General features: G+C 28.0%; 29 protein-coding genes and 1 tRNA gene. 29 read left to right on the top strand and 1 reads right to left on the bottom strand.

Annotated elements, in window-relative coordinates:
- Window positions 1-15: 15 nt before the first annotated feature.
- A tRNA-His gene (locus J2S72_RS01090) sits at window positions 16-92 on the top strand.
- A gap of 99 nt (window positions 93-191) precedes the next feature.
- On the opposite strand, the gene ychF is transcribed toward J2S72_RS01090, so the two are convergent.
- Window positions 192-1286: a redox-regulated ATPase YchF gene (gene ychF, locus J2S72_RS01085; protein ID WP_023056270.1), complete on the bottom strand. Its 1095-nt coding sequence runs from the start codon at window positions 1284-1286 to the stop codon at window positions 192-194.
- Window positions 1287-1397: 111 nt separating this feature from the next.
- On the opposite strand from ychF, the gene J2S72_RS01080 reads away from it, so the two are divergent.
- From J2S72_RS01080 to nusB, 28 genes are all read left to right on the top strand, one after another.
- A complete protein-coding gene (locus J2S72_RS01080) occupies window positions 1398-2597 on the top strand; it encodes an ATP-binding cassette domain-containing protein (protein ID WP_307494843.1) in 1200 nt (399 codons plus the stop codon).
- Window position 2598: 1 nt separating this feature from the next.
- Window positions 2599-3420, top strand: a complete 822-nt coding sequence (locus tag J2S72_RS01075; RefSeq protein WP_023056278.1) for an ABC transporter permease subunit — start codon at window positions 2599-2601, stop codon at window positions 3418-3420.
- 93 nt (window positions 3421-3513) lie between these two features.
- Window positions 3514-3831 carry a YbjQ family protein gene (locus J2S72_RS01070; RefSeq protein ID WP_023056281.1) on the top strand — a complete coding sequence of 106 codons (318 nt, stop codon included), beginning with the start codon at window positions 3514-3516 and terminating at the stop codon, window positions 3829-3831.
- Between the two features lie 12 nt (window positions 3832-3843).
- A complete protein-coding gene (locus tag J2S72_RS01065) occupies window positions 3844-4350 on the top strand; it encodes an RNA polymerase sigma factor (RefSeq protein WP_307494842.1) in 507 nt (168 codons plus the stop codon).
- The gene (locus J2S72_RS01060) at window positions 4340-4687 is read left to right on the top strand and encodes a hypothetical protein (protein ID WP_023056231.1); all 348 of its coding nucleotides are present in this window, start codon (window positions 4340-4342) and stop codon (window positions 4685-4687) included. Before J2S72_RS01065 ends, J2S72_RS01060 begins: the two co-directional genes overlap by 11 nt.
- Window positions 4662-5483: a zinc ribbon domain-containing protein gene (locus J2S72_RS01055; RefSeq protein ID WP_307494841.1), complete on the top strand. Its 822-nt coding sequence runs from the start codon at window positions 4662-4664 to the stop codon at window positions 5481-5483. Before J2S72_RS01060 ends, J2S72_RS01055 begins: the two co-directional genes overlap by 26 nt.
- Before the next feature lie 85 nt (window positions 5484-5568).
- Window positions 5569-6258: an orotidine-5'-phosphate decarboxylase gene (pyrF, locus tag J2S72_RS01050; RefSeq protein ID WP_307494840.1), complete on the top strand. Its 690-nt coding sequence runs from the start codon at window positions 5569-5571 to the stop codon at window positions 6256-6258.
- Entirely contained in the window at window positions 6259-6891 is a 633-nt protein-coding gene (gene pyrE / locus J2S72_RS01045) for an orotate phosphoribosyltransferase (RefSeq protein WP_307494839.1), read from the top strand.
- The gene (locus J2S72_RS01040) at window positions 6888-7268 is read left to right on the top strand and encodes a YkvA family protein (RefSeq protein ID WP_023056267.1); all 381 of its coding nucleotides are present in this window, start codon (window positions 6888-6890) and stop codon (window positions 7266-7268) included. The genes pyrE and J2S72_RS01040 overlap by 4 nt, the downstream gene beginning before the upstream one ends.
- Window positions 7246-7881 carry a DNA-3-methyladenine glycosylase gene (locus tag J2S72_RS01035; RefSeq protein ID WP_023056235.1) on the top strand — a complete coding sequence of 212 codons (636 nt, stop codon included), beginning with the start codon at window positions 7246-7248 and terminating at the stop codon, window positions 7879-7881. The genes J2S72_RS01040 and J2S72_RS01035 overlap by 23 nt, the downstream gene beginning before the upstream one ends.
- A gap of 13 nt (window positions 7882-7894) precedes the next feature.
- Complete coding sequence (locus tag J2S72_RS01030) at window positions 7895-8560, top strand: aspartate/glutamate racemase family protein (RefSeq protein ID WP_023056233.1); 666 nt, start codon at window positions 7895-7897, stop codon at window positions 8558-8560.
- Window positions 8557-9375 carry an energy-coupling factor transporter ATPase gene (locus J2S72_RS01025; protein WP_307494838.1) on the top strand — a complete coding sequence of 273 codons (819 nt, stop codon included), beginning with the start codon at window positions 8557-8559 and terminating at the stop codon, window positions 9373-9375. Before J2S72_RS01030 ends, J2S72_RS01025 begins: the two co-directional genes overlap by 4 nt.
- A complete protein-coding gene (locus J2S72_RS01020; protein WP_307494837.1) occupies window positions 9357-10217 on the top strand; it encodes an energy-coupling factor transporter ATPase in 861 nt (286 codons plus the stop codon). Before J2S72_RS01025 ends, J2S72_RS01020 begins: the two co-directional genes overlap by 19 nt.
- Entirely contained in the window at window positions 10210-11022 is an 813-nt protein-coding gene (locus J2S72_RS01015) for an energy-coupling factor transporter transmembrane component T family protein (protein WP_307494836.1), read from the top strand. The genes J2S72_RS01020 and J2S72_RS01015 overlap by 8 nt, the downstream gene beginning before the upstream one ends.
- Window position 11023: 1 nt before the next feature.
- Window positions 11024-11767, top strand: coding sequence for a tRNA pseudouridine(38-40) synthase TruA (truA, locus tag J2S72_RS01010; protein ID WP_023056285.1), 744 nt, complete (start codon window positions 11024-11026; stop codon window positions 11765-11767).
- Window positions 11764-13260, top strand: coding sequence for a glycerol kinase GlpK (gene glpK / locus J2S72_RS01005; protein ID WP_307494835.1), 1497 nt, complete (start codon window positions 11764-11766; stop codon window positions 13258-13260). The genes truA and glpK overlap by 4 nt, the downstream gene beginning before the upstream one ends.
- 123 nt (window positions 13261-13383) lie before the next feature.
- A complete protein-coding gene (locus tag J2S72_RS01000; RefSeq protein ID WP_023056258.1) occupies window positions 13384-15147 on the top strand; it encodes a DUF4153 domain-containing protein in 1764 nt (587 codons plus the stop codon).
- A gap of 1 nt (window position 15148) precedes the next feature.
- On the top strand, window positions 15149-15484 hold the full coding sequence (locus J2S72_RS00995; protein ID WP_023056295.1) for a P-II family nitrogen regulator: 336 nt from the start codon (window positions 15149-15151) through the stop codon (window positions 15482-15484).
- 64 nt (window positions 15485-15548) lie between these two features.
- Window positions 15549-16094 carry an SGNH/GDSL hydrolase family protein gene (locus J2S72_RS00990; RefSeq protein ID WP_023056244.1) on the top strand — a complete coding sequence of 182 codons (546 nt, stop codon included), beginning with the start codon at window positions 15549-15551 and terminating at the stop codon, window positions 16092-16094.
- On the top strand, window positions 16081-17169 hold the full coding sequence (locus tag J2S72_RS00985) for a hypothetical protein (protein WP_307494834.1): 1089 nt from the start codon (window positions 16081-16083) through the stop codon (window positions 17167-17169). Before J2S72_RS00990 ends, J2S72_RS00985 begins: the two co-directional genes overlap by 14 nt.
- Window positions 17159-17581 carry a prepilin-type N-terminal cleavage/methylation domain-containing protein gene (locus tag J2S72_RS00980; RefSeq protein ID WP_023056290.1) on the top strand — a complete coding sequence of 141 codons (423 nt, stop codon included), beginning with the start codon at window positions 17159-17161 and terminating at the stop codon, window positions 17579-17581. The genes J2S72_RS00985 and J2S72_RS00980 overlap by 11 nt, the downstream gene beginning before the upstream one ends.
- On the top strand, window positions 17578-17904 hold the full coding sequence (locus tag J2S72_RS00975; protein ID WP_307494833.1) for a type II secretion system protein: 327 nt from the start codon (window positions 17578-17580) through the stop codon (window positions 17902-17904). Before J2S72_RS00980 ends, J2S72_RS00975 begins: the two co-directional genes overlap by 4 nt.
- Window positions 17861-18400 (top strand): PilW family protein, encoded by a 540-nt coding sequence (locus J2S72_RS00970; protein WP_307494832.1) that lies wholly within the window; start codon window positions 17861-17863, stop codon window positions 18398-18400. The genes J2S72_RS00975 and J2S72_RS00970 overlap by 44 nt, the downstream gene beginning before the upstream one ends.
- The gene (locus tag J2S72_RS00965) at window positions 18393-19313 is read left to right on the top strand and encodes a type II secretion system protein (protein WP_307494831.1); all 921 of its coding nucleotides are present in this window, start codon (window positions 18393-18395) and stop codon (window positions 19311-19313) included. Before J2S72_RS00970 ends, J2S72_RS00965 begins: the two co-directional genes overlap by 8 nt.
- Window positions 19314-19374: 61 nt before the next feature.
- Window positions 19375-19932 (top strand): elongation factor P, encoded by a 558-nt coding sequence (gene efp / locus J2S72_RS00960; RefSeq protein ID WP_023056268.1) that lies wholly within the window; start codon window positions 19375-19377, stop codon window positions 19930-19932.
- 9 nt (window positions 19933-19941) lie between these two features.
- Window positions 19942-20259: a CD1247 N-terminal domain-containing protein gene (locus J2S72_RS00955; RefSeq protein ID WP_023056214.1), complete on the top strand. Its 318-nt coding sequence runs from the start codon at window positions 19942-19944 to the stop codon at window positions 20257-20259.
- A gap of 108 nt (window positions 20260-20367) precedes the next feature.
- Window positions 20368-20733: an Asp23/Gls24 family envelope stress response protein gene (locus J2S72_RS00950; protein ID WP_023056215.1), complete on the top strand. Its 366-nt coding sequence runs from the start codon at window positions 20368-20370 to the stop codon at window positions 20731-20733.
- Entirely contained in the window at window positions 20733-21140 is a 408-nt protein-coding gene (nusB, locus tag J2S72_RS00945; protein ID WP_023056271.1) for a transcription antitermination factor NusB, read from the top strand. The genes J2S72_RS00950 and nusB overlap by 1 nt, the downstream gene beginning before the upstream one ends.
- The last annotated feature ends 33 nt before the right edge of the window (window positions 21141-21173 follow it).

Here is a 21173-nt window from a genome sequence, read left to right as displayed (position 1 = left end):
AGTTGCTTAGACTTGGTGGGTATGGCCTAGTTGGTTAGGGCGCAAGATTGTGGCTCTTGAGGTCGTGGGTTCGAATCCCACTACCCACCCCATATATTTATGATTAAATGTGGATTGAAATAGTTGTTTCAATTCACATTTTTTTAATAATAAAAAAACATTGCAAAATATTTATGCAATGTTTTTTATTTTTAAATGTTAAATCTAAATAAAACAACGTCCCCATCTTTCATAACATAATCTTTTCCTTCGGATCGAACAAGACCTAATTCTTTTGCCTTTACCATAGATCCACTGGATACTAAATCTTCATAAGATACAGTTTCCGCTCTTATAAAGCCCTTTTCAAAATCTGTATGAATTTTTCCTGCAGCTTGAGGAGCTTTTGAACCTTTTATAATTGTCCAAGCTCTTGTTTCCATAGGGCCTGTTGTCAAAAATGAAATCAATCCTAAAAGGGAATAAGAAGATTTAATTAATTTGTCAAGACCGGAGCTTTTTAATCCCATTTCTTCCAAAAACATTTTCTTTTCTTCGGGATCCAAAGTAGCAATTTCAGCTTCTGTTTCAGCAGAAATTACAACAACTTCATTGCCTTCTTTTTCTGCATAATTTCTTACACTTTCGACTAATTTATTATTTTTCCCGTCATTTTCTATATCATCATCTGAAACATTTGCAACATAGATAATAGGCTTTGAAGATAAAAGTTGATATGTTTTTAAAAATTTTTCCTCTTCTTCGTTTAAATCTAAATTTCTGATAGATTCTCCTTTTTCAAGAGTGCTTTTAATTTTTCCTAAAAGCTCAAATTCTTTTGTAAGTGTTTTATCACCCTTTAATTGTTTTTGAGTTTTTGAATATCTTTTTTCAATTACTTCAAGGTCTGATAAAATCAATTCCAAGTTAATATTTTCAATATCTCTAATAGGATCTACACTACCGTCAACATGAATAATATTGTCATCTTCAAAACATCTTACAACTTCTACAATGGCATCAACTTCTCTAATATTTGCTAAAAATTGATTGCCAAGTCCTTCGCCTTTGCTTGCACCTTTTACAAGGCCGGCTATATCAAAAAATTCTATTGCTGTTGGAACAATTTTTTCAGATTTGCTCATTTCAGCAAGAACTTCAAGTCTCTCATCAGGTACACTTACAACGCCTATATTGGGTTCTATAGTTGCAAAAGGATAATTTGCAGCTTCAGCTCCCGCTTCAGTAAGTGCATTAAATAAAGTGGATTTTCCTACATTAGGTAAACCTACAATTCCAAGTTTCATTTAATCGCCTCATTTCCTAAATTATTATAACATAGATTAAGCCTATTCTTATTGGTTTTAAACTAAACATATTGTATAATATATTAGAAACTATGAAAAGGAGGTAACACTTTGAGTGCTATATTAATAAAAGAACTTTCTAAGAGAATCGGAAAAGGCAAAGTTTTTTCTGACTTTAATCTTGAAGTTCCTGAAGGAGAATTTTTTGCACTGCTTGCTCCTGAAAAAAGAGGAAAAACAACTCTTTTTAGAATTCTATTTAACTTTTTAAAACCGAATAAAGGTAAGGTCTATATTTTTGATATGGATACGGTGAAAGATTCTAAAATAATAAAAGAATCTGTAGGCTTTGTACCAAATGAAGTTATGCTTAGAGAAAATGTAAAAGCATCTTCAATATTTAATAAGACATTATCTGCTCACAATTTAAAGAACAAAGACGAACTTGAAAAATTGCTTGATTATTTTGGCTTTAATGAAAGACTTAGAATAGGAGAGATGACTGAAAGAGAAAAGAGAATTTTTACTATTATCAACGCTCTTTTATTTAAACCAAGACTTGTAGTCTTTGATAATGCAACAAATGAATTAAACCAAGATGATTTGACAAAACTTTTTACTTATTTAAAAGATTTAAAAAGAGAAGAAAATTTAACAGTATTTCTATTATCCGATAACTTATCTTTAGCTCAAAGCTATTGCGACAGAGTTGCAATTATTTCAGAAGGAGCGGTTAAAGATATTGAGTATACAAATGATAAACTAAGTAATGATAAAAAAATTATTATTAAAGAAAATATTGGCGATTTAAACGAATTTACTAAAGTTGGAGCAAGGGTAATTAAAGATGAATTAAATCATAAAGAGCTTTATTACAATGGAGATTTGAGGAAAATAAGTAAGATTTTATTTGATTTGGATATTATTAATTACAGCATCTTAGATTCAACTTTGGAAGATAAAATTAATGCTTTAAAAGAAGGACCTCTTCCAAAATTTGAAAATGAAAGAGAAAGAGATGAAGTTCCTGAAATAATTGATTTTAAAAACCAAACTATGTATGAACAAACATATATAGAAGAAGTTGACAACCCTATTGACGTTGAAGAAACAACAGAAGATAATGTTGAAGAAACAACTGAAGATAATAATGTTTTTGAATCCTCTTATGAAAATAGGGAGGATAGAGATTTTTCAGAAACTTTCAACGATGAAACTTTAGTAATTGATAAAGATTCAGAAAATTCAAATTTTACAGATTCAAATAGTCAAACTATAAACTTTAGCTATAAGCAAAAGGAGGAAGAGTGAAATGGTATTTTCTAAAGAATTTAAATCCACTTTTGGAAAGATGATAGCCTGGTTATTGGTAATTGCAATTTTAACTGGTCTTTTGTTAGCGTTTTATCCTTTAATGCTTGAAGATAGAATGAAGAGTCTTGTAGAAACATTTGTAAATGAACTCAGCCCAAACTTAAAAATGGTTTTAGGTTTGGAAGAATCTATTGATTTAACTGATCCCGGTCAATATATTGCTTTTATTTTTCAATACATTGCAGTTTTGATTTCAATTTTTGCTTTCCAAATAGGAGCACAAGCTCTTGCGAAGGAAGAAGAAACAGGTTCAATACAATATATTTATTCAAATCCTATTAATAGAAGTGAAATAGTTTCACAAAAACTATTTTCCAACATTACAACATTATTTATATTTTTATGCGGTCTATTTGGCATAACTTTTGCTTTTATAAAAGTAATTGCTCTTAAATATTCACAAATAGATAATGGAGAAAATTTAGTAAATCTTGTAATTATATTTTTAGGTATTTTAGCTACAGCTCTTGTATTTATGTCTATAGGATATTTCATTTCATCTTTTTCAAGAAGTTCATCCCATGCTGAGGGAGCAGGAATATTATTTGTAATAGTTGTAGTTTTAATTGTAATTGCAGGAAAAGTACTTGGCGAAACTTTCTTTGAAGTAGTAAATAAATTTTCATACGAAGTATTTAAACCAATAAGACTTATAAGTGCAAATTTTGATTTTATAGGTATGGGAATTAATTTAATAATTTTTATTTTAATGTTAGTTTTAACTTTCATAACTTATAATTCAAAAGAATTTAAATTTTAATTTTAAATTTTAAATCTGTTAGAAAATTTTCTAACAGATTTTTTTGAACTTTTTTAAAACTTGTGCAGATAAATAGTTAGGAGGACAAATAAAATGATATTAACAACAACAGAAAAAATTGAAGGAAAAGAAATTACAGAGTATTTAGGACTTGTTTATGGAGAAGTAGTAAACGGAATAAATGCAATAAAAGATTTCGGTGCAGGAGTTAGAAATATTTTCGGTGGACGTGCTGAAGGGTATGAAAGCGAAATAATAAGTGCAAGAGATGAAGCTTTAGAAGAATTAAAAACAAGAGCTTCTTCCATGGGAGCAGATGCAGTAATTGGCATAAGATTTGAGTTTGAAGTAATGGGACAAGGAAATATGCTTTTACTTAATATAAGTGGCACGGCAGTAAAAATTAAATAACTTTCAAGAAATATGATTGAAAAGTTAATAAAAGATTATGGAAAAGCCCTTTATAACTTTTGTTTAAAAATCACTTTCAATAAATATCAAGCGGAGGATCTTTATCAAGAAACCTTTTTGCATATTATAAGATTGCAAAATAAATTAGATGAAAAAGAAAACATAAAAGCTTTTATATTTTCTTTAGCGAACAGAATATGGCAAGATAAAAAGAAAAAATATGCAAGAAGAGAAAGAATAGCCCCTGAAACGTCTTTAGAAGAGGGGCAGGAGATTCCTTTTGATGAAAATATTGAAGATAATTTAATTAACAAAGATATGTATTCTTTTATAAGAAATGAAATAGACAAACTTGATGATAAATTTAAACTTGTGGTTATATATTTTTATTATGGAGAGCTCAGCGTTAGTGAAATTGCAAAAATTATGAACATACCAGAAGGGACAGTTAAATCGAGATTGTTTAGTGTAAAAAAATACATAAAGGAAAAATTGGAGGGTGAATTTTTTGAAAATTGATAATTTAATAAAAGACAGTTTAAATTTTGAAGAAGAAGTTCCAGAATTATTAAATATGAATTTATTAAAACTTGAAAAAGAAAATAGATATGTAAAAATTGTAGCAAGACTTATATTTATAAGTGCCTTTGTTTTAACCATATTAGGTCTTGCAGTCTTAATAAAGTTATTTCCCCATAATATTTTATGGTCTTTAAAAAATAATTTTATTTTTACTTTTTTAATAATTAACGGAATAGCTTTTATGAATTTTATATTAATAATTTTATCCGTATTATTAGCTTTTATTGTGGGACTTGGAGGTAAAAATTATGAAATTAACTCTTATAATCTTTAGTTTCATATCCATGATACTTTCCCTTGCAACAGGGATTTTAATAGGAGTCTGGGTTTATAAAGATGCTAAAGAAAGAAAAAATAAAGATGCTTTATTGTGGACTTTAGCCACAATTTTTGTTCCTTATCTTTTAGGCTTTATAGCCTATTTACTTTTTGCAAGAAATAACGTAAAAAGAAAATGTGAAAGCTGTGGCTATTATAATTCTATAGAAAATACTTTTTGCTCAAAATGCGGTTCTGAGCTTAATTTTGAAAAGCCAAATGAAAATAATATTAAAAAGAATAATAAAATTTTATTGGCTGCAATAGTCACATTTATCTTGGCTATAACTCTTATAATAGGAGCTGGAATTGTTGCATTTAGAAATATGGATGGAGAGCTTGAAACAAACAAGCCTGACCTGATAGAAGATTTTGACTACAATAAAGGTTATGTTACAGAAAATTTAGAAGAAAATATAAGTGATACTTCAGAATCACCTTATTACTATACAGTTCAAGAAAAAGTTAATGCAACTTTTAATTTACAAGATTCAACTAAAAGAAAGGTTAGGATTTTTGATTTAGATGGGGGTTTAAATTTTAAAAAAATAGAGGCTGAATTTGAGGGGGAAAATTCCAAAATATTCTTGTATTATAACGATGACAGCGAACCTGCATTTATTTTGGATAAATCCAACGTAAAATTTGTAGCTGACAAACCTTTAGATAAATCCGAAAAAAAAGTAAAAATTTTAAAAGTTGTATTGAAGATGAATAAGGGTCAAGAAAAACTTTCTATAAAATTAAAATAAAAATTAAGATGCGAATATTATTTAAAGCCTATCCTATATGGATAAGGCTTTTTTTATGATAAAATAATTTGTTAAGGAGGGACTTATGGCAAAAGATGTAATAATTGCACTGGATTTTAAAAATAAAGAAGAGTGTTTGAATTTTTTAGATAAGTTTGATGAAAAATTGTATGTAAAAGTGGGACTTGAATTATTTTATTCTGAGGGACCTCAAATTATAAATGAAATAAAAAAGAGAGGTCATAAAATTTTTCTTGATTTAAAACTTCACGACATACCTAACACAGTAAAGGGTGCTGCAAATTCTCTTAAAAATCTTGGAGCTGATATGACAAATCTTCATATTTGCGGCGGATCAGCCATGATAAAAGCTGCAAGAGAGGTTTTTGAAAATTCAATTTTAATCGGTGTTACTGTTTTAACTTCAACAGACGAAGAAACTTTACACAGGGAAATTTTAGTGGATAAAGATTTTTCTCTTGAGGACACGGTAATTTCTTATGCAAAAATGGGAAAAAAAAACGGACTTGACGGAATTGTATGTTCAGCTCTTGAAGTTCCGAAAATAAAAGAAAAAGTTGGAAAAGATTTTTTAACTGTTACTCCTGGAATAAGGCTTGATGATTCTTCAAATGGAGATCAAAAAAGAGTTGTTACTCCTAAATATGCAAGAGAACTTGGTAGCGATTATATTGTTGTAGGAAGACCTATAACAAAAAGTGAAGATCCTCTTAAGGTTTATAAAATAATAAAAAAGGAATTTGTAGGTGAATAAATGAAAGAGATATCAAAAATTTTATTAGATATTAAAGCTGTAAGTTTAAATCCGGAAAATCCATATACATGGGCATCGGGAATTAAAAGCCCAATCTATTGTGACAACAGACTTTTACTGTCATACCCTGAAGAAAGAGATATTGTTGAAAAAAATCTTGTTAAATTAATTAAAGAAAAATATCCAGATGTTGAATACATTATGGGAACTGCAACTGCAGGCATTCCTCATGCAGCTCTTATTGCAGATAAAATGAAACTTCCCATGGGTTTTGTAAGAAGTGGAAACAAAGATCATGGAAAGGGAAATAAAATTGAAGGGGAAATCTTTAAAGGAAAAAAAGTTCTTGTAATTGAAGATTTATTTTCTACAGGTGGCTCATCCATTAACGCTGCTATAGCTCTTAGACAAGCAGGTTTTGATGTAATTGGAGTAATTGCAATTTTTTCTTACAATTTAAAAGCTTGCAAGGAAAATTTTGATAAAAATGATTTATCTTTTGCATCCCTTACTGATTATGACGAATTAATAGATATAGCCCTTGAAATAAACTATATTAAAGAAAGTCATCTTAAAAAATTAAAAAGGTGGAAACAAGATCCAAATGATGAATCTTGGATGGCAGAAGAATGAAATTAGCGGAAAGGCTTTTAAAAGGTCTTAATAATAGTTCTGAAAAAATTTTAAAAGATTCAAGTAGATTAAATAAACTTTATAAATTAGCCTTAAAAAAATTTGACAAATTAGGTCTTTCAGAATTTACTTTGCAAAATTTAAAAACAATGATTAGTATGGCTCAAGATTTTATTAATGGAAATTATAGGGCATACAATAGAAAAAATATTATTTTAATAATATCCGGCCTTTTGTATTTAGTTAATCCTTTTGATTTAATACCTGATTTTTTAATTGGAATAGGATTTTTAGATGACATATATGTTATGAAATTTATCATTAAAAAAATCACAAAGGAGATTGACAGATATAATGCTTGGAAAAATATCAAATGAGAATAAAAAGCTTAATAGGGATTTTTATTCTAAAGATCCAATAAGTGTAGCTAAAAATTTGTTGGGCAAGATTCTAATTCATAAAATTGATGAAAAAAATCTTATTAAGGGTTTAATTGTCGAAACGGAAGCTTATACAGGAATTGACGACAAGGCTTGTCAAACTTTCTCAGGAAGAAGAACTGAAAGAAATGAAACTATGTGGGGCCAGGAAGGTCATGCTTATGTTTATATGACTTATGGTATTCATTACTTGTTAAACGTCGTCACAGAGGCGCCTGAGCTTCCCAGCGCAGTATTAATTAGGGCAGTATCTATTTTAAATCCATCGAATCTTGTTTATAAAAACAGATATGGCTTAACTTTTGAAAACTTAAGTAAATATCAAATAAAAAATTTATCAAATGGGCCGGGGAAATTAACAAAAGCTATGGGAATTGACAAGAAGTTCAACGGTATTGACTTGACAGGAGATAAGCTCTATATTGAGAAAGGTATTTCCGATTTTGAAATTGTAAAATCAAAAAGAATTGGAATAGATTATGCTGAAGAGGCTAAAGACTACCTCTACAGATTTTATATAAAAGGAAATAAGGACGTTTCGAAATTATAGTTATGGAGGAAATATGAAAATAGCAGTTACTGCGGGCACACCGGTAGACACTGGATTAGGTTGTAAAATTATTGAAGACCATGGATATGAAGCTTTAAGTTTTCCTGTTGCAAAGAACCCGGAAGAACAAGATAGGCTTCAATTTTTAGGTCAATCAACTTTAGAAAAAAAAGTTGAAGAAATTATTGATATAGGAAAAGAAAAAGATGCAAAGGCACTTTTTATTTACTGCAATTCTTTAAGCACTGCAATCGACTATAAAAAAATTGAAAAAAATAAAAATTTCAAAATTATAACACCATTAAAAGTTTACGAAGAGTATGCAAAAAATTTCAAATCTCTCGGAGTAATTGGAGCAAATTCACAAGCTGTACATGGCATTGAAAAAGTTATGAAGTCACAAAATTTAAAGCTTAACCTTGTTACTTTAGGAATTTTGCCTCTTGTTATATCAATTGAAAACCATGAAGAGCCCAAAGAAATAATTGAAAAATTAGACATTAAAAATTTACTTAAGTTCTTTGAAAATATAAAAATTGATGGGGGAAACATTGAAGCATTGGTCCTTGGATGTACGCATTTCCCATATATTAAAGATGAGCTTTATAAAATCTCTAAATTAAATATATTGGATCCTGCAGAGGGCATGCTTGAATTATTGGACAAAATTGTAAAATGATAGAAATTAAAGACGTAAAATTTAAATACCAAGATGATGAAAAATATGCCTTAAATGGTATAAACTTAAAATTTAAAAAAGGAGAATTCATAGCTATACTAGGCCATAACGGAAGCGGAAAATCAACTTTGGCAAAACTTATAAATGGACTTTTAATACCTAATGAAGGAAGCATTTATGTTGATGGCATGGACACTAAAGATGACTCAAAAATATGGGATATAAGAAGTAAGGCTGGTCTTGTTTTTCAAAACCCTGATAATCAAATAGTAGCTACAATTGTGGAAGAAGATGTAGCTTTTGGACCTGAAAATTTGGGAATTCCGCAGAAAGAGCTTAGAGAAAGAGTTGATAGGGCTCTTTTAAGCGTAGGTATGGAAAAATATAAAAAAAGTGCTCCCCATTTACTTTCGGGAGGACAAAAACAAAGAGTTGCCATTGCTGGTATTCTTGCAATGGAGCCTGATTATGTAATTTTAGATGAGCCTACTGCAATGCTTGATCCGTCAGGAAGAAAAGAAGTAATAGATACCTTGTTAAAATTAAAAAATGAGGGAAAGGGTGTAATATTAATTACTCACAACATGGAAGAGGCAGCTCTTTCAGAAGAATTAATAGTTATGGAAGAAGGAAATATTATTTTACAGGGTAAACCTCTTGATGTATTTTCAAATGTTGAAAAGATTAAAAATATTGGCCTTGATGTGCCTGTTGCTACTGAAATTTCATATAATTTAAATAAATCAGGCCATGATATAAAAATTGTTTTAAATGACCAAGAACTTGTTGAGGAAATATGGAAATTATCAAAATAGAGAATCTTAATCACATATACTCCAAAGGGACACCTTTTGAAAAAAAAGCCTTGGATAGCATAAATATAAAAATTAATAAGGGAGAGTTTATTGGCCTTATAGGACACACTGGAAGTGGGAAGTCAACCTTAGTTCAGCATTTGAACGGACTTTTAAAAGCAAGTGAAGGCAGGGTAATTGTTGACGGAAGGGAACTTTTTAAAGACAAGTTGGACATGTCTAAAATAAGAGAAAAAGTTGGCTTGGTTTTTCAATATCCGGAATATCAACTTTTTGAAGAAACTATTTTTAAGGACATTTCCTATGGTCCTAAAAATATGGGCTTGAGTCAGGAAGAAATTGAAAGGAGAGTTAATTTTTCAATGGAGGCTGTAGGGCTTTCTTTAGATTTAAAAGATAAATCGCCCTTTGACTTATCTGGTGGACAAAAAAGAAGAGTTGCCATAGCAGGCATACTTGCAATGAAGCCGGAAGTTCTTGTACTCGATGAGCCAACTGCAGGTCTCGATCCAAAAGGTAGAGATGAAATTTTAGATGAAATTTATAAGTTATATAAAAGTACTGAAATAACAATTGTAATAGTTAGCCACTCAATGGATGATATTGCGAAATTTGCCACAAGAATTATTGTCATGAATAAAGGAAAGCTGTTTTTAGACGGAAAACCTGAAGAAATCTTTATGCACTATGATGAATTAAAAAAAGTTGGATTAGGAGTTCCAGAATCTACAAAAATAATGAGAAAGTTAAAAGAAAAAGGTATAGATGTAAAGCTTAATTGCATAACTGTTGATGAAGCTTATAAAGAAATAGAACGGATTATTGGAGGAAAGAATGCTTAAAGATATAAATTTAGGACAATACTATCCTGGGCAATCAGTCCTTCACAAATATAATCCTAAATTAAAAATTATTAGTGTAATGTTTTTTATATTACAGTTATTTTTTATTGATTCATTTACTCCATATATTTTTGTTGGGATTTTTTTAATTTTGGCGACTTTATCATCAAGTTTAAAGTTTTCCACTGTTTTTAAAGGTTTAAAACCTCTTAGATGGATAATTTTAGTTACATTTGTAATTAATTTATTATTTGTTGGAGGAGAAGAAATATTTAGACTTGGACCTTTATCCATTACTAAAGAATCTTTGAAACTTGCTTCAATGACTTCTGTAAGAATTGTACTTTTAGTTTGGGGCACATCTCTTTTAACTTTAACAACTTCTCCTATTGAGCTTACAGATGGTCTTGAGTCACTTATGAATCCATTTGCTAAAATAGGACTTCCTGCTCATGAAATTTCAATGATGATGACAATAGCATTAAGATTTATCCCAACTCTTATAGAAGAAACAGATAAGATTATGAAGGCACAAAAGGCAAGAGGAGCAGATTTTGAATCGGGAAATATTATAAAAAGAGCAAAAAATTTAGTTCCTCTTTTAGTACCACTTTTTATTTCTTCTTTCAGAAGAGCCGATGAACTGGCAATTGCAATGGAAGCAAGATGTTATAGGGGAGGAGAAAATAGAACAAGATTAAATGAATTAAAAATAGTTAGAAAAGATTATTTTGTTTTTTCTACTTCAACATTATTTTTTGCCCTAATAATATTTACAAGTATTATTAAATTGTGGAAATTTTAAAATGAACATAAGACTTAAAGTAACCTATGATGGAACAAAATTTTATGGATTTCAAAAACAACCTAAGCTTAAAACAGTAGAAGGTGTTTTAACAAAGGCTGTTGAAGATACGGTTAAACATAAGGTTAAATTATTTTACTCAGGTAGAACAGATAGAGGAGTGCATGCCTTAGGTCAATATGTCAATTTTTATTCAAACACTACAATTGACCTTGGAAATTTGCCGCGAGTTATAAATTTTCATCTGCCAAATGAAATATCGGTAATAGAAGCAAAACTTGTAAAGGATGATTTTCATTGCAGGTATAATTCAATTGAAAAACATTATAGGTATGTAATTTTTAACGGCAAATATAAGAACGCACTTTTTTATAATAGATCTTGGCACTATCCTTTTAAAATTGATGAAGATAAGCTGAAAAAAAGCCTTGAGTGTTTAATAGGAGAACATGACTTTAAATCTTTTATGGGTAGAGATGCAATTGTAAAAGACACTATAAGGACTTTATATAGAATTGATGTGAAAAAAGAAAATAATTTTATTTATATTGATTTTTATGGAAAAAGTTTTTTAAAAAATATGATTAGGATAATTGTAGGCACTGCAGTTCAAATAGCAAGTTCAGATAGAGATGTAAATTTAATGAGAGAAGCTCTTTATGCAAAAGAAAGAAAGTATGCAGGACTTACAGCTCCGCCCCATGGTCTATATTTAATGAATATAAGGTTTGATGAAGAAAAATGAAAAAATATATTATGGCATTTGATGCCGGAACAACAAGCAGTCGTACAATAATATTTGATGAATTTGGAAATATTATTTCTTCAGCACAAAAAAATTTTGCTCAATATTTTCCAAAACCTGGATATGTTGAGCATGATCCAAATGAAATATGGTCTACTCAAATAGGAACAGCTGTTGAAGCTATGTCAAAAGTCGGAATATCACCAAGTGATATAAAGGCTATAGGAATTACAAATCAAAGAGAAACGACTGTAATATGGGATAAAAAAACAGGAGAACCAATTTATAATGCCATTGTTTGGCAGTGTAGAAGAACCTCCGAATTTTGTGACAGCCTTAAAGATAGAGGATATGAAGAATTTTTTAGAAAGAAAACAGGATTAGTTATTGATGCATACTTTTCAGCTACAAAGATAAAGTGGATATTGGATAATGTTGAAGGTGCTAGAGAGAAGGCAGAAAAGGGTCAACTTTATTTCGGAACAATTGATACCTGGCTTATTTATAAATTAAGTGGCAACAAACTTCATGTTACTGATTATTCCAATGCTTCAAGAACTATGCTTTTTAACATAAACACCCTCACCTGGGATGATGAAATCTTAACTTTACTGGACATACCTAAATCTCTTTTACCCCAAGTAAAATCTTCTTGTCAGGTTTATGGATTAAGTGATGATAAGTTTTTAGGAGGAAATATTCCTATAGCAGCTGCTATCGGGGATCAGCAATCAGCATTGTTTGGACAGTTATGCTTTGAAGAAGCGGAAGCAAAAAATACATATGGGACAGGGGCTTTTCTACTTATGAATACAGGGCAAAAGCCTATTTTCTCTAAGAACGGTCTTGTTACTACAATAGCCTGGGCTATAGAAGAAAAAGTTTATTATGCATTAGAGGGATCAATATTTGTTGCAGGATCTGCAATTCAGTGGTTGAGAGATGAGATGCACTTAATAGAAAGCTCTCAAGATTCTGAATACATGGCATCAAAAGTAAAGGACACTTTGGATTGTTTTGTTGTACCTGCTTTTACAGGACTTGGAGCTCCATATTGGGATCAATATGCAAGAGGAACAATTGTTGGTATAACCAGGGGAACAAATAAATACCATATAATCAGGGCTACTCTTGAATCTATTGCATTTTTATCTTATGACGTTTTAAATGCAATGGAAGAAGACTGCAAATTTAAACTTAAAAAATTAAAGGTTGATGGAGGAGCAAGCAATAATAATTTTTTAATGCAATTTCAATCAGACATAATAGGAGTGGATGTAGAAAGACCTTCTATAGTTGAAACGACAGCAAAGGGAGCTGCTTTTCTTGCCGGTTTGAGTGTAAAAATTTATAAAAATATGGAAGATCTTAAGAAAAAAACAAATAGTTATAAAATTTTTAAACCTCAAATGGATGAAATAAAAAGAAATGAATTAGTGGATAGATGGCACCGAGCTGCTATAAAATCAAAAGATTGGGCAAAGGATAATTAATAATCGAAATTTTAGTGGATTAGGGATGAAAATTTACAAAGAGGTTAAAATTAAGTTAAAAATTTACTTAATTGTGGAAGAACATTATACTCAAGTATATAATTTCTTTAGGGGGCTAAATAGATGAAACCAATGAATCGACTAAAGCAAATATTAATAAATTCAAAGTCATCTTTTGAAAGATTTCCTTTACCTATATTTATATCAATATTAGCTGCAATTTTCTTTATATGTGGAATTTATCCTGAAAAATTAAATGAAAAGTTCATTCGTTATGGCTTAATATCTATATTTTCAGTTTTTTTATACCTAAATATAAAATTATTTTCTGAAGGAATCCAATATTCTGCAAAGGATGAATCAGATAAGAAAAAAAATAAATTATTTATAATTTCTTGTTATATAATATCACTTCCAATTGTTTATGCCATGTCAGTTGTAATAAATTTATTTAAAGACGGGTTTAAATATGATTCAGCTCATGTATACTTCGGAGTGCTATTTGCTTTATTTATTTGCGTTTTTTTCATATCGAAAATATTTTACCACAACGATTATATTGCATATGCAGTTAATATTTATAAAAACATAATAATATCATTTTCTTATTCAATAATTCTTTTTATAGGTTTAAGTGCAATTATATTAACTATAAATTTATTATTGAACGCAAAGATAAGTTCGAAATTTTATTTTTATATTTTTATAGTAATTTTTATACCCTTTAATTTTCTAATATTTTTATCTCAATTGCCTAAAATTCAAAATCCTTTAAATGATTATAAATTTGGAAGTGTATTTGAAAAACTTATAGATTTTATAGTAATACCTTTATGCAGTATATATGCAATAATACTTTATATTTATTTTATAAAAATTATATTCACAAGAGAGGTTCCTCAAAATATTATTTCCAATCTTGTTGTATGGTATTCCCTTGTATGCGTAGGAGTATTGTTTATAAATAAGATTATTGAAACAGATATATCCAAATCCTTTAAAAAAATAATGCCTATAATAATTTTACCATTGATATTATTTATGTTTTATTCAATGTGCATAAGAGTATCAGAATATGGTTTAACACCAAATAGATATTATGTTATTGCAGGCGGGATTTTTTCACTTTTGTCAATGCTATACTATATTTTTTATAAAGATAGTTCAAATATAACCATTCCTATTATTTTAGTTATTGTTATTTTAATATCTACAATAGGGCCTCAGTCCGCTTACAACATTTCACTTTTAAGTCAAGAGGCGAGACTTTATAAAATTCTTGATAAAAATAAAATGTTAAAAGGTGAAATCATAACCCCAAACAAAAATCTTTCGGAAGATGATAAAAAACAAATTTTAGATATTACAAATTATTTAAATTATAGATATCAAAAAAGTCAGTTAAAATATTTGGGAGATGGAACAAAATCTTTTAAGCAAATTTTTGGATTTGATATTGGAGATCTTAATCTATCATCAGAAGATGAAAAAGCTGTTAGTGATATGGATAATGCTTATATAAGTGCAACATCGTTATCTGAGATAGATGTATCAAACTATAAAACTTTTACTGAAATTGATACAGGACAAGATCAAAGTGAAAATAAGAATGATAAATATACCTATAAGTTTGAAGATAATAAATGCAAAATTTTATATAAAAAAGGCAAAGATTTTTATCCTTTGCTTGAAATAAATTTAAAAGAAATAAAAGATAAATTAATTGTTTTAAAAGAAGAAAATTCAAATATCAACATTGATTATTTAACCATAGAAGGAAGTAAAGATAATATCAATTACAAAGTTATATTCAGAGATGTATTTTTTAATTCAATGGATGATTTAAAAGATTTTTATTTGCATCTATATTTATTAACAAGTGAATGAAATGAAAATATTATTTATAGTTATTAATAACGAAGAACATTTAAGAGAATTAGTTGAAGAGTTTGCTGAAAATGACATTAAAGGAGGCACAATTTTAGAAAGCAAAGGCTTAGGAAATCTAACAAATAAATATATTGAAGAAGGATATTTTACTTATCTTAAAATTTTTATGCCAAGTCCTATTAACTATAATAAAACAATCTTCTTAGTTTTAGATGATGAGAAGATTGATATCGCAAAAAAATGTGTAAGAAAAATATTAGGGGATATGTCAAAAGCCAACACAGGAATAATGTTTACTTTAAATGTAGATGATGTGGAAGGACTTACAAAATAATTGGGAGAGATCCCAATTTTTTATTGTTTATAAAAATTTATAAAAAATGTAGTATACTTTTCTTATGAAAACTTTAAATTGTTATGGAGATTCAATAGTAAATGGATTTGGAGTAAAAAAATCTTTTTTAGATTATTCCTTGCCCTGCAAAATAAATAATTATGGAATAAACGGTCTTGAAACAGATGGCTTGTTAAAAAACATGATAAATATAAATTTAAAAAATGATATTTTTTTCATGGCAGGCATCAATGATTTTTCAAACGGTAAATCCTTAAGCCATGTATATGAAAATTATTTAAAAATAATTGAAAATATTAAAGGTGTTGAAAATATCTTTTTGGGAATTCCTTTTTCTGTTATTAATTATGAGTCTTGGTCTTATTACGACAATTTTACATATAAATCAACCGTTAATAAATTGAGAGAATTTGAAAAAATAATTTTAGATACAAAATTTGATTCAAATGTAAATATAATTAATTTTTATAGAAAATTTATTTTAAAAGAAAATTTAACTTTTGATGGGATTCATCCAAACACGGAAGGACACAAAGTTTTGTATAAAATATTTAAAAGTGAAATAGAGGAAGTTTATGGAAAAATTTGAACTATTAATATGTAAACGTAAACTTACAAAGCGTGAAAAATTTTTAATTGTAATTTTGGGGTTTTTAATACTTGAAATTTTAATTTTTAGAAATTTATACCAACCTTTAAAAAATGAAATCTCAGCTTTTAAAAGTCAAATTGAAATTAATAAAGAAACTTTAGAAGAACCGATAAAGGTTGAAAAAGAAGAAAAAATAACTTATAAATCGGATAGGCCAATAAATAATATAATTGATGGAAATTTAATTTCAATTTCATCAATAAATAATACGGGGGACTTAAATAAAATAGTTGCAAATTATAATGGAAATGAAAAACAATTAATTGCATTATTTGAAGATTTGGGAAACAGACTGAGAGTAGTGAACCTTAAAACAACTAAAGTTGGTCTTGAAGGAAATTTTTTAATAATAACAAATGAAAAATTTAATAATACATACAAAAAATCTGAAAATTTGTCAGATGAAAATACTAAAAATATAAATTTAAAAGAAATATATTTTAAAGATTCAAAAATTCAATCAAAACCTGTAAACCAAATTAAGGTAAAAACTTCAAGTTTAAATTTAAATAAAGAAAAGGTAAAAAATTATAATAAATCAGATAAAAATATAGATTTAGAAAAGAATAAGGTGAAAAAAGAGGAAAATAAAACAAATGAAATTGTTGAGAATAAAAAACCTCCTTTAGTTTCAGAAGGACCTTTAAAAGAAAAAGACCCGATTGAAGTAACTCAATACGGTACAAATTTAGATTTCATAAATAACATGAATATAGTTTCTTACAATCCAAATTTTATGTTTGATAACAGATATGTTGATGTAATTTTTAATGATTTGAAAGATCAAAGAGGAAGATTTTTTATTGAATTTTATACAGAAAATCAGATGGGAAAATTCGGGTTAATAAAAGAGGGTCAAAGATATGAAATAAGTGAAAAATATAAAAATTTTGAGCTAAATAGTTTACTTTTTGAAAATGAAGATGAAATAGAGGGCTTTTATTATGAAATTCCTATTGAAGAAAAAGATCCAAATTCTTTTTCCATAGAGAGATATGGATATGAGAAATAAAGGTTTTACTTTAATTGAGCTTATAATTGTTATTTCTATTATTTGCATAATATTGGGAATTGCTATTCCAAAAATCACCGGTATTACAAACTTAAACGAAAGAAAAGAAGCCGAAAAATTAGTTGATGATTTAAAGTATGCGAGAAATATGGCAATTAAAATCGGAGATTATGTTAATTTTAAAATAGAAAACAAAAATTATAAAATATTTTCTAAAGAAAAAAACTTTAAAGATGTAGATCTAAAATTTTTATCTTTAGAAAAAGAACCTCAATTTAATAAATTTACTTGGACTAAAAGAGGAGCTTCGTCTTATAGAGGACAAGGAACTCTGATTTTGTATGGTAAAAATAAATATATTATAAGTGTTGCTCCAGTTACGGGAAATATAAATTTGAAGGTTGAAAAATGAAAAAAGGATTCTTAATGGTGGAAGTAATTGCATCTATTGCAATTTTATCTATAGTAGTTGCAAGTATTTTACCTATTTTTTATATAAGTCAAAGTCATTCAAAAAAAGCAAATGACAGAATAGAAGAAAGTTTAAATTTAAAAAATTTTATGGAAGAAAATATAGGTCAGCTATATAGCGGAAAAATATTAAATTTTGAAAGAAAAAGAGATAATTTAAATTCGAAGATTATTGATAAAGGAAATTTTTATGAATTAGTTGTTAAGGACAATAAAAACAATGAAATTAAATGCTACATATCAAAAGGGATTCACTTTAATTGAATTATTATTTGCAATGGCTTTAAGTGGCATAATAATAAGTGTCCTAATGACGACTTTCTATTCCGCTTTAAAATCTGAGAAGAGTTTAGTTGAAAACATAGATAGGGCTGAAAACTTATCATTTTTGCAAAATTATATTTGCGATGAATTTCAAAGCTCTGATTACTTTGTAAAATCAAATGCGGATATAGGACTTGCAATTGTAAATGAAAAACTTATAGGCAAAAACAATTATAAAAAATATAGATATATAACTTATGGTGTAATAGATGGGAATCTTTATAGGTTTGCTTCTTCCGACAATAAAAATAAAATGGAAGAATTTAATATTATAAAGACAAGAGATAGACAGAAAGATGTAGGTTTAAATTTACTTGCAAAAAATATAAAGTCTATAAAACTTAGGGAAAAGGAAAATGAATTTGAAATTGAAATAAATTTTAAAAATAATAAATCAATAATTTCCATTTTAGCAAGAAGGTCCTCATATGAATAAAAAAGGATTTCTACTCATTACAACTCTTTTTACAATTGCAATAATAAGTATTATAGGACTGTTTGTTTTAAATTTAACCTCAAATTCCATTGAAATTTCTGCTAATTTAGAAGATAAATTACAGGCTGAGTATGTATCTGAAAGCGTAATAAATATACTTTTTGCCGAGCATAAGGAAGAGCTCAATAAAAAAATGGAAAGTATTATGGCAACTAAAGATAAGAAAATAATCATTGATGATATAAATTTAAAAGAGTTTTTTGATGCTGAATATGAAATTGAACTTAAGTACATTAAGGCTTACAAAGTTGAAGATTTTTTATTAAAAGTAAATTCAAAATATAAAGGAATTTGGGACTCTGCCAGTGCCAAAGGGAGTATTGTAAATAAAATTTATCTTAATGAAAATGGAGTAAGCTCAAAAGATATAGACAGGTCTCAAATGGAGTTTTTTGAATCAGAAATTTCTAAAATAAAAACTAAAGAACTTAGAAATTTTGAAATTACTGAAGATAGTGTTTTAATAAGTAACGGATTAAAAAATGAATTATATTTTAAAAAAGATTTTGAAAATCAGGCAAGCCCTTATTTTGTTTGGTACTCATACGAAATTATCACATTAAAAATAAATGCCGATCTTGAAACTGTAAATAAAGCTGAAATGACAGGATATATTATTAACAACGGCAAGATTACAGGGGATGGAATTAAGGCAGTAGGAGTATTTATAGAAGATAAAAGTTCAGATATTCAAGCAGATGTTGAAGTTAGGGGAGATTTAATTGATATTTACGACAAGAAAAATGTAAATTTAAAATATGAATTTAACAGAATAAAAATTCATAGGGAAAATTTACCTAATTATATTGATTTAAATATAAAAACAATAACTAAAAGTGACTTGGATTTTTAAATACTTGTTAAGTTTAATTTGTATTGTTATAATTATTATAGTTAATTTTAGGAGGTAAATTATGATATCAGCTGGCGATTTAAGAAAGGGTTTAACTTTTGAATATGATGGCGATGTTTATGAAGTTATAGATTTTCAACACGTAAAACCAGGCAAGGGTGCAGCTTTTGTTAGAGCTAAAATAAAATCAGTTTTATCAGGTGCAATAAAAGATACAACATTCAATCCAAGTGAAAAATTTGAAAAAGCTGTTATAGAAACAAAAACAATGCAATACTTATACAACGACGGAACATTATATTATTTTATGGATAATGAAACTTATGAGCAAATACCTCTTGACGGCTCTATGGTTGGTGATGCTCTTGATTTTATGAGAGAAAATGATTCCGCAACTATTAATTTTTACAAAGGATCTCCATTTAGAGTAACACCTGAAAATTTTGTTGAATTAAAGGTTACATTTACCGAACCAGGAGTTAAAGGAGATACATCTTCTGGAGGTTCAAAACCTGCAAAAGTTGAAACAGGTTATACACTAAATGTGCCTTTATTTGTTAACATGGGTGATGTTATCAGAATTGATACCAGAACCGGTGAATATATGTCAAGAGTATAGGAGGTTATCATGGATTATTTATTAAAAAGAGTATCTTATCTACAAGGTTTGGCAGATGGATTTGAAATTGATGAAAATTCAAAAGAAGGAAAGTTGTTATTAGAAATTATTGATGTTCTTTCGGACATAGTTGATGAAGTCAAAGATTCAAATAAAGATCTTGAAAATTATGTAGATATGGTTGAAGAAGATTTATCAGAACTTGAAGACTATGTTTATGATAATGATGAATATGAATTTGATGATGACTATGAAGACTATGATGATTTTGATGACTTTGATGACGAAGAAGATTTGCCATCAGCAGATGAAACTTCAAATGACTAATAAAAAGTTTAAGACTTAAAAAGCCCTTTATGGGCTTTTTTTATTATATTGCATATAATTGTAGAACTTTTTAATATTTGGTATAATTACAAAAGGAGGGTAATGATTATGTCTAATAAATTTTTAGTTGCTCAAGTTACAGACGGAAATATTAATATTTCCGATGATGTTATAGAATCAATTGCAAGTTTCGCCGCTCAAGGAGTTGAAGGCGTAGTTGAATTGCAATCAAATTTAAAAAATTCAGTTTCTGATATTCTTAAGGTTAAAAATGCCGGCAGAGGTATAAAAGTTAGCGTTGGAGAAAAGGAAGCTATAATTGATATGTATATAAATGTTGAATTTGGTAGCAATATAGTTGAAATTGCAAAAAAGGTACAAGAAGAAGTTAAGGAAAAAGTTGAAACTATGACAGATCTTGAAGTTGTAGAAGTTAATGTTCATATTAGTGGAATCCATATTAAGGATAAATAATGGGAAGAAGAAAAGCAAGACAAGGCTTGATGCAACTTTTATATCAAATGGACTTGAATTCTGATTTCAGTCAAAATGTAATTGATTTAAGCCTTGAAAATAATGATTGGAAAGTCGATGAGGCTGAATTTATAAAAGAATCAGCTGAAGAAATGATATCAAGGTTAGAAGAAATTGATAAAATCATTTCAGATAATTTAAAGGGCTGGACCTTTGAGAGAATAGCGATGGTTGATAAACAAATTTTAAGAATTGCTGTTTATGAAATGTTAAAAGGTCAAATTCCAAACAAAATAATTATTAACGAAGCAATAGAAATTGCAAAGAAATATTCTACAGTTGATGCTCCGAAGTTCATTAACGGAATTTTAGGAACTATTTATAGAAAATCTACAAAAGAAATTTAAATACTCAGAATAGTTCTGGGTATTTAATTTTTT

This window comes from Peptoniphilus koenoeneniae, assembly GCF_030812875.1.
Lineage (GTDB): Bacteria > Bacillota > Clostridia > Tissierellales > Peptoniphilaceae > Peptoniphilus_B > Peptoniphilus_B koenoeneniae.
This window is presented reverse-complemented; position numbering and strand designations above follow the sequence as displayed.

Coding starts and splice junctions, on each gene's coding strand:
- J2S72_RS00995 (WP_023056295.1), top strand. CDS start 15,149: ATGAAAATATTATTTATAGTTATTAATAACGAAGAACATTTAAGAGAA.
- J2S72_RS01000 (WP_023056258.1), top strand. CDS start 13,384: ATGAAACCAATGAATCGACTAAAGCAAATATTAATAAATTCAAAGTCA.
- J2S72_RS01065 (WP_307494842.1), top strand. CDS start 3,844: ATGATTGAAAAGTTAATAAAAGATTATGGAAAAGCCCTTTATAACTTT.
- J2S72_RS01040 (WP_023056267.1), top strand. CDS start 6,888: ATGAAATTAGCGGAAAGGCTTTTAAAAGGTCTTAATAATAGTTCTGAA.
- J2S72_RS00965 (WP_307494831.1), top strand. CDS start 18,393: ATGAATAAAAAAGGATTTCTACTCATTACAACTCTTTTTACAATTGCA.
- J2S72_RS00950 (WP_023056215.1), top strand. CDS start 20,368: ATGTCTAATAAATTTTTAGTTGCTCAAGTTACAGACGGAAATATTAAT.
- J2S72_RS00980 (WP_023056290.1), top strand. CDS start 17,159: ATGAGAAATAAAGGTTTTACTTTAATTGAGCTTATAATTGTTATTTCT.
- J2S72_RS01035 (WP_023056235.1), top strand. CDS start 7,246: ATGCTTGGAAAAATATCAAATGAGAATAAAAAGCTTAATAGGGATTTT.
- J2S72_RS00955 (WP_023056214.1), top strand. CDS start 19,942: ATGGATTATTTATTAAAAAGAGTATCTTATCTACAAGGTTTGGCAGAT.
- J2S72_RS00990 (WP_023056244.1), top strand. CDS start 15,549: ATGAAAACTTTAAATTGTTATGGAGATTCAATAGTAAATGGATTTGGA.
- J2S72_RS01020 (WP_307494837.1), top strand. CDS start 9,357: ATGGAAATTATCAAAATAGAGAATCTTAATCACATATACTCCAAAGGG.
- J2S72_RS01025 (WP_307494838.1), top strand. CDS start 8,557: ATGATAGAAATTAAAGACGTAAAATTTAAATACCAAGATGATGAAAAA.
- J2S72_RS01030 (WP_023056233.1), top strand. CDS start 7,895: ATGAAAATAGCAGTTACTGCGGGCACACCGGTAGACACTGGATTAGGT.
- J2S72_RS00985 (WP_307494834.1), top strand. CDS start 16,081: ATGGAAAAATTTGAACTATTAATATGTAAACGTAAACTTACAAAGCGT.
- glpK (WP_307494835.1), top strand. CDS start 11,764: ATGAAAAAATATATTATGGCATTTGATGCCGGAACAACAAGCAGTCGT.
- nusB (WP_023056271.1), top strand. CDS start 20,733: ATGGGAAGAAGAAAAGCAAGACAAGGCTTGATGCAACTTTTATATCAA.
- J2S72_RS01070 (WP_023056281.1), top strand. CDS start 3,514: ATGATATTAACAACAACAGAAAAAATTGAAGGAAAAGAAATTACAGAG.
- pyrF (WP_307494840.1), top strand. CDS start 5,569: ATGGCAAAAGATGTAATAATTGCACTGGATTTTAAAAATAAAGAAGAG.
- J2S72_RS01015 (WP_307494836.1), top strand. CDS start 10,210: ATGCTTAAAGATATAAATTTAGGACAATACTATCCTGGGCAATCAGTC.
- J2S72_RS00970 (WP_307494832.1), top strand. CDS start 17,861: ATGAAATTAAATGCTACATATCAAAAGGGATTCACTTTAATTGAATTA.
- truA (WP_023056285.1), top strand. CDS start 11,024: ATGAACATAAGACTTAAAGTAACCTATGATGGAACAAAATTTTATGGA.
- efp (WP_023056268.1), top strand. CDS start 19,375: ATGATATCAGCTGGCGATTTAAGAAAGGGTTTAACTTTTGAATATGAT.
- J2S72_RS01075 (WP_023056278.1), top strand. CDS start 2,599: ATGGTATTTTCTAAAGAATTTAAATCCACTTTTGGAAAGATGATAGCC.
- J2S72_RS00975 (WP_307494833.1), top strand. CDS start 17,578: ATGAAAAAAGGATTCTTAATGGTGGAAGTAATTGCATCTATTGCAATT.
- ychF (WP_023056270.1), bottom strand. CDS start 1,286: ATGAAACTTGGAATTGTAGGTTTACCTAATGTAGGAAAATCCACTTTA.
- pyrE (WP_307494839.1), top strand. CDS start 6,259: ATGAAAGAGATATCAAAAATTTTATTAGATATTAAAGCTGTAAGTTTA.
- J2S72_RS01055 (WP_307494841.1), top strand. CDS start 4,662: ATGAAATTAACTCTTATAATCTTTAGTTTCATATCCATGATACTTTCC.